Source organism: Phenylobacterium sp. (assembly GCF_030651755.1).
Lineage (GTDB): Bacteria > Pseudomonadota > Alphaproteobacteria > Caulobacterales > Caulobacteraceae > Phenylobacterium.
Map to the genome: position 1 here is coordinate 1 of NZ_JAUSBZ010000032.1, position 6,354 is coordinate 6,354.

Sequence of the window (6,354 nt, forward strand, 5' to 3'; positions counted from 1 at the left end):
GCTGTCGGCGGCCTCGAACAGGTGGTGGCCCTCGTCGAACACCAGGCGCTTCAGATGCGCGGTCTCGCTGTCGGCCTTGGAGCCCCGGGCGGCGCGCGCGCCGTCGAAGGCCGCCTGGGTCAGAACCAGCGCATGGTTGGCGATCACCAGGTCGGCGCGGCGCGACCCCCGGATGGCCTTCTCGACGAAACAGGTCCGGTAGTGCTGGCAACCGGCGTGCACGCACTCGCCGCGGCGGTCTACCAGATTGGCGGCCGAGGCCTGCATCGGGGTGGGCAGGCCAAACAGGGTCGGCAGCCAGGCCGGGAAGTCGCCGCCGGTCATGTCGCCGTCCCGGCTCGCCCTGGCCCAGCGGGCGGCCAGGGTCAGGCCCACCAGGTCGCCATTGCCCAGCTGGGCGGCGTTGACCGCGTCCTGCAGATTCAACAGGCAGAGATAGTTCTCCCGACCTTTTCGGACCACGGCCTTGCGGGCGCGAGTCTTCTCGTCGGGATAGATGGCGTGGCTTTCGCGCTCGATCTGCCGCTGCAGGGCGCGGGTATAGGTCGAGACCCAGACCGCCGGCCCATTGGCCTCGGCCCAGAGGGAGGCGGGCGCCAGGTAGCCCATGGTCTTGCCGATGCCCGTGCCGGCCTCGGCCAGCATCATGCGCGGCTCGCCCTCCTTCTCCCGGGGCTGGAAGGCGTAGGCGGCTTCGGACGCGAACTCCGCCTGGGCCGGGCGAGCCTCGTCCAGGCCAGCGCGGTGCAGCAGTTCCGACAGCCGCTGGGCGGCCTCAGGCCCGGCGATGGGGCGGGAGCCGGCCTCGCCGGGCGGCGCCTGGTCTTCCCACTCGGGGATCCGGCTCCAGACATCGAGGCCCGAACCCCGGAAGGCGTTGCCCACCGGCGCTGATCGCAGGGCGCCGATCACCGCAGCCCCCCAGGCCCACCCGCCGCGCGCCAGGGTCTCGGCCTGGGCCAGCGCCTCCTCCCGATTGGGCTGCGGGGTGCGGGCCAGCTCTTCCAGCAGCAGCAGGCAGGCCTGGCGCAGGGCCCTGGCCTGGGCCGGCGCGCCCTTGGGCTCAGGCAGGCCCAGCGTCTGGGCCAGCCCCGCGGCTGAGGGCGCGCAGAACTTGGCCGGTCGCACGAAGGCGAACAGCTCGAGCGCATCAAAGGTGCGCGGGCTCCGCTGCGGCGGATGCAAGGCCAGCCGCCTTGCGGTCATGGCCGCATGGGCCACCAGAACCGGCCCGCGCTCGAACAGGTCCCGGGCGTCGGGCGCCCGCAGGGGCTCGGCCCGCTCGGCGTCGGCCGCGCCGGCGCGCGGTCCAGGCAGGACCACCAGGGCGGACGCCAGATCAAGGGCGGGGGAGAGCGCGTTCACCTCGCGACTCCTAGCGGGATTTGGCGTGAAACGGAACGGGAACATGCTATGAGGCAAGCTGATGGCTGAAGATGCCGCCCTGCCCGCTGACCTGCTGCCGGCCGCCTTCGCCGACTGGTTCGCCACGCGCGGCTGGGCGCCCCGGACCCACCAGCTGGAGATGGTCGCCCGCGCGAGGGATCGCCGTGACGCCCTGCTGATCGCGCCCACCGGCGGGGGCAAGACCCTGGCCGGCTTCCTACCTAGCCTGATCGAGCTTTCGCAGCGACCGCCGGCCAATGCGCCGCGGGGCATCCACACCCTCTATATCTCGCCTTTGAAGGCCCTGGCCGTGGATGTGGAGCGGAACCTGGCCACGCCGATCCGGGAGATGGGCCTCTCCATCGTCGCCGAATCCCGCACCGGCGATACGGGCGCGGCGCGGCGCCAGCGCCAGCGGGTCAAGCCGCCGGACATCCTGCTGACCACGCCCGAGCAGCTGGCCCTGTTCTGCGCCTGGGAAGGGGCGAGGGCCTATTTCGAGGACCTGTCCTGCATCATCCTGGACGAGATCCACACCCTGCATTCCACCAAGCGGGGCGACCTGCTGGCCCTGGACATCGCCCGGCTGCAGACCTTCAGCCCCAACCTGCGAAGGGTGGGCCTCTCGGCGACGGTGGACGATCCCGACGTCATCCGCCGCTGGATGGGCTTTCACGCGGGCGAGCGCGATGACGCCCCGCCGGCTGTCGATCTGGTGCTGGGTCCAGCCGGGACGCCGCCGATCGTCGATGTGCTGCTGTCGGAAGGCCGGGTGCCGTGGGCGGGCCACACCGCCCAGCACGCCATGGCCGAGGTCTATGAGGTCATCAAGACGGCCAAGACCGCGCTGGTCTTCGTCAATACGCGGTTCCAGGCTGAGTTCGCCTTCCAGGAGCTGTGGCGGCTGAACGAGGACGCCCTGCCCATCGCCCTGCACCATGGCTCGCTCGCCGCCGAGCAGCGCCGCAAGGTGGAGGCGGCCATGGCGCGGGGGGAGCTGCGGGCCGTGGTCTGCACCTCGACGCTGGACCTCGGCATCGACTGGGGGGACGTGGACCTGGTGATCCAGCTCGCCTCGCCCAAGGGCGCCTCGCGGATGGTGCAGCGGATCGGCCGGGCCAACCACCGGATGGACGAGGCCAGCCGCGCCCTGTTCGTGCCGGCCAACCGCTTCGAGATGCTGGAATGCCAGGCCGCCCGGGAGGCCATCGCCGAGAACCGGTTCGACGGTGATCCGCCCCGGGTCGGCGCCCTGGACATCCTGGCCCAGCACATCATGGGCTGCGCCTGCTCCGAGCCGTTTGACGCTCTGGCCCTCTATGACGAGATCCGCACCTCCGGCCCCTACCGGGCGCTGGCCTGGGAGGACTTCGAACTGGTGGTCGATTTCGTCTCCACCGGCGGCTACGCCCTGCGGGCCTATGACCGGTTCCGGCGGATCGTGAAGGGCCAGGACGGACTGTGGCGGGCGCGCAACGCAGAGACCATCCTGCGCCATCGCCTGAACGTCGGCGCCATTCTCTCGCCGGCCGTGCTCAGCGTCCGCCTGGCCGGCCGGGGCGGACGGGCCGGTCGCAAGATCGGCGAGGTGGAAGAGGGTTATCTGGAGGCCCTGGAGCCCGGCGACACCTTCATCTTCGCCGGCCAGGTCTGGCGGCTGATGGGGGTCACCGCCCTCGATGTGCTGGTCACCCCGGCGCCGGCCAGCGACCCCAAGATGCCGTCCTGGGGCGGCTCGAAGTTCGCCCTGTCAACCTTCCTGGCCAAACGGGTGCGCGAACTGATGTTCGACCAGGCCCACTGGGCGGTGCTGCCGGCCGATGTGCGTGAATGGCTGGAGCTGCAGCGGGACCGCTCGCTGATCCCGGCCGAGGACGAGATGCTGGTGGAGACCTTCCCGCGGGGCAAACGCCACTTCATGGTCTGCTATCCCTTTGAAGGCCGGCTGGCCCACACCACACTCGCCATGCTGATGACACGGCGGCTGGAGCGGATGGGCGCAGCGCCCTTAGGCTTTGTCTGCAACGACTATGCGCTGGCGGTCTGGTCCCTCAACCCCATGGACGGGGTCGATCTGGACGCCCTGTTCGCCCAGGACATGCTGGGCGACGACCTCGAGGACTGGCTGGCCGAGAGCTACATGATGAAGCGCGCCTTCAAGGGCTGCGCCATCCTGGCTGGCCTGATCGAGCGGCGGTTCCCCGGCGCCGAGAAGTCCGGGCGGCAGGTCACCTTCTCGGCCGACCTCGTCTATGACGTCCTGCGCCGGCACGAGCCGGATCACCTGTTGTTGCGCTGCGCCCGGGACGATGCGGCCACAGGCCTTATCGACGTGGCCCGCGTGGGCCATATGCTGGCGCGTATCCAGGGCAAGATTCGCCACGCCGTCCTCGACCATCTCTCGCCCTTTTCGGTCCCCATGCTGCTGGAGATCGGCAAGGAGCGGGTGCCTGGGGCGGCCGGCGAGATGATCCTGGCCGAAGCCGCCGAAGACCTGATCGCCGAAGCCAGTTCATGACCGCCCTCGCCCACCGTCCCGCCCCGGCCCCCTACGCCTTCGCCCAGAGCCCCTGCGGCGGGCTGGAGATGGAAGTCATGGGCGCAGCCCTGCGCATGCGGGCCTCCGGCGCCCTGCTCGACCTCGCCCACCAAGCCCTGATCGTCGCCGACCTGCACTTCGAGAAGGGCTCGGCCTATGGCATGCGCGGCCAGTTCCTGCCCCCCTATGACACCCGCGACACCCTCGACCGGCTGGAAGCCGAGGTGGCGGCGCTTGAGCCGCAGGTGGTCATCTTCCTCGGCGACAGCTTCCACGACGGCCGGGCCGAGGATCGCCTCTCATCCGACGACGCCGCAAGGCTGGTGGCGCTGGCCAAGGGCCGGACCCTGATCTGGCTGGTGGGCAATCACGACGCCGACGGGCCCCGTCGCCTGCCCGGCCAGGTGGTCGAGACCATGACCCTGGGAGCTCTGGTCCTGCGCCATGAGCCTGAGCCCGGGGAACAGCCCGGCGAGCTGTCGGGCCACCTGCATCCCTGCGCCCGGGTCAGTTCAGGCCGGGGCACGGTGCGCCGGCGCTGCTTCGCCACGGACGGGACGCGGATGATCCTGCCGGCGTTTGGCGCCTATGCCGGGGGGCTGAACCTCAAGGACGCCGCCTTCGCTGGACTGTTCGGCCGTCCGCCCCTGGCCGGCGCGCTTGGCAAAGACCGGGTGCATGCGGTGGGCTGGCGATCCCTCACCGGCGACTGACCACTCACGTCTACCGCCTGCGGAAGACCACCGAGGCCAGCCAGCCGGAGGTCAGGGCGATGAGCACCGAGACGATGCCGTACATCCAGGGCCGCTCATTGGCGAACAGGAAGAGCCAGCGCTCCAGCCCCGCCTTCTCCACCGTAATCGTCCGGGCCCGGCGGGAGACCGCCTCGCCGTCCTGAAAGAGGATGATCTCGGTCTGATACTCGCCGATGGGCGCCGAGGTGGGCAGGTCGATCTCAGCGCGAAACAGGCCCCGGTCCACGAAGCGCACGCCCTCGTGGTCGGTGGCGTAGAGGTTGGCCTTCTCCTTCAGGCGGATCACCGCCCGGCGCCATTCAAGATAGTCGCTCCCCAGCCGGCTGACCACCACGTCGCGGACGCCGTAGCTGGTCTCGATCCGCTCTTCTTCCGGGGCGTTCATCGGCAGGTGGTCGATGCCCGCGCCCAGACGGCGCAGGGTCGAGAAGCTGGCGATCTCGGTCAGCGGACGGGAGGAGGCGGCCATGTAGAAGCCCGGCGCGCCTTCGAAGACCACGGGCCGGGAGTTCACCCACAGGCCCGCCACCCGGACCTTGCGCGCGATGCGGATCGGCTGGTCTGGCCCGCGCACAATGACCACCACGTCAGACGGTCGCGTCTCCGGATCGAACACCGCCCCATAGAGCACGATCTGGGCGCCGGAAAAGGCCGAGGTCACCCGCACATTGGCGTCGGTCAGGGCGGCGGAAACCGTGGGGCCGGGCTCCGGGGCGACGATGGCCGGGGGCGGCAGGGCGGGTGTGACCATTACTTGCCCGCTCCCACCAGGATGAACGGGTCCTCGGGATTGATGAACAGCACCAGCCCCATCTGCAGACCCATGATCAGCACGATCAGGCCCAGCAGGGCGCGCAATTCCTCTGCCCGGAAACGCGAGGAGGCCCGGGCGCCGAACTGGGCGCCCAGGACGCCGCCGAGCAGCAGCAGGGTGGCCAGGACGATGTCCACCGACTGGTTGCGGCCGGCCTGGAGGATGCTGGCCAGGGAGGTGGTGATGATGATCTGGAACAGGCTGGTGCCCACCACCACCCCGGCCGGCATGCGCAGGATATAGACCATGGCCGGCACCAGGATGAAGCCGCCGCCCACCCCCATAATGGCCGACAGGATGCCGACGAAAATGCCCAGGGCCACTGGCGGAATGATGCTGATATAGAGCCTTGAGCGGGGAAAACGGACCTTGAACGGCAGCCCATAGAGCCAGACCGGCCGTCGGTCACGGCGCTTGGTCGGCACAATGCCCCGACGTTGACGCAGGACCGAGCCCACTGACTCCACCAGCATCAGCCCGCCAATCAGACCCAGGAAGATCAGGTAGGACAGGGAGACGACCAGATCGGCCTGGCCCAGCAGCCGCAGCCACCGAAAGACTTCCACCCCCAGCAAGGCGCCCACCGCGCCGCCGGCCGCCATGACCCCGCCCATGCGGAAGTCCACCTGCCGCTTTCGGCTGTAGGAGATGACGCTGGAGGCCGAGGAGGCGGCCACGTGGTTGGCCTCGCTGGCCACCGCCACCACCGGCGGAATGCCCATCCACAGAAGGATCGGCGTCATCAGGAAGCCGCCGCCAATCCCGAACAGGCCGGAAATGAACCCCACCACCGCCCCGAGCAGGATGAGAATCCCGGCGTTCACCGAGACCTCTGCTATGGGCAGGTAGATGTCCACGCC

At 70.0% G+C, this 6,354-nt stretch carries 4 protein-coding genes and 1 pseudogene; 2 read left to right on the forward strand and 3 right to left on the reverse strand.

Features of this window, described 5'->3' with window-relative positions; translation table 11 throughout:
* Positions 1–1,365: pseudogene (locus Q7V15_RS02540) on the reverse strand (ATP-dependent DNA helicase); the annotation flags it as partial.
* Positions 1,366–1,426: 61 nt separating this feature from the next.
* On the opposite strand from Q7V15_RS02540, the gene Q7V15_RS02545 reads away from it, so the two are divergent.
* Together Q7V15_RS02545 and pdeM are read left to right on the forward strand one after the other, a co-directional pair.
* Positions 1,427–3,904: a ligase-associated DNA damage response DEXH box helicase gene (locus Q7V15_RS02545; RefSeq protein ID WP_304753595.1), complete on the forward strand. Its 2,478-nt coding sequence runs from the start codon at positions 1,427–1,429 to the stop codon at positions 3,902–3,904.
* On the forward strand, positions 3,901–4,638 hold the full coding sequence (gene pdeM / locus Q7V15_RS02550) for a ligase-associated DNA damage response endonuclease PdeM (RefSeq protein ID WP_304753597.1): 738 nt from the start codon (positions 3,901–3,903) through the stop codon (positions 4,636–4,638). The genes Q7V15_RS02545 and pdeM overlap by 4 nt, the downstream gene beginning before the upstream one ends.
* Positions 4,639–4,648: 10 nt before the next feature.
* Here pdeM and Q7V15_RS02555 read toward each other — a convergent pair whose 3' ends face one another.
* Together Q7V15_RS02555 and Q7V15_RS02560 are read right to left on the reverse strand one after the other, a co-directional pair.
* Positions 4,649–5,431, reverse strand: coding sequence for a TIGR02186 family protein (locus tag Q7V15_RS02555; RefSeq protein WP_304753599.1), 783 nt, complete (start codon positions 5,429–5,431; stop codon positions 4,649–4,651).
* A partial coding sequence (locus Q7V15_RS02560) for a sulfite exporter TauE/SafE family protein (RefSeq protein WP_370689756.1) occupies positions 5,431–6,354 on the reverse strand: 924 nt, incomplete at its 5' end. The genes Q7V15_RS02560 and Q7V15_RS02555, both read right to left, overlap by 1 nt.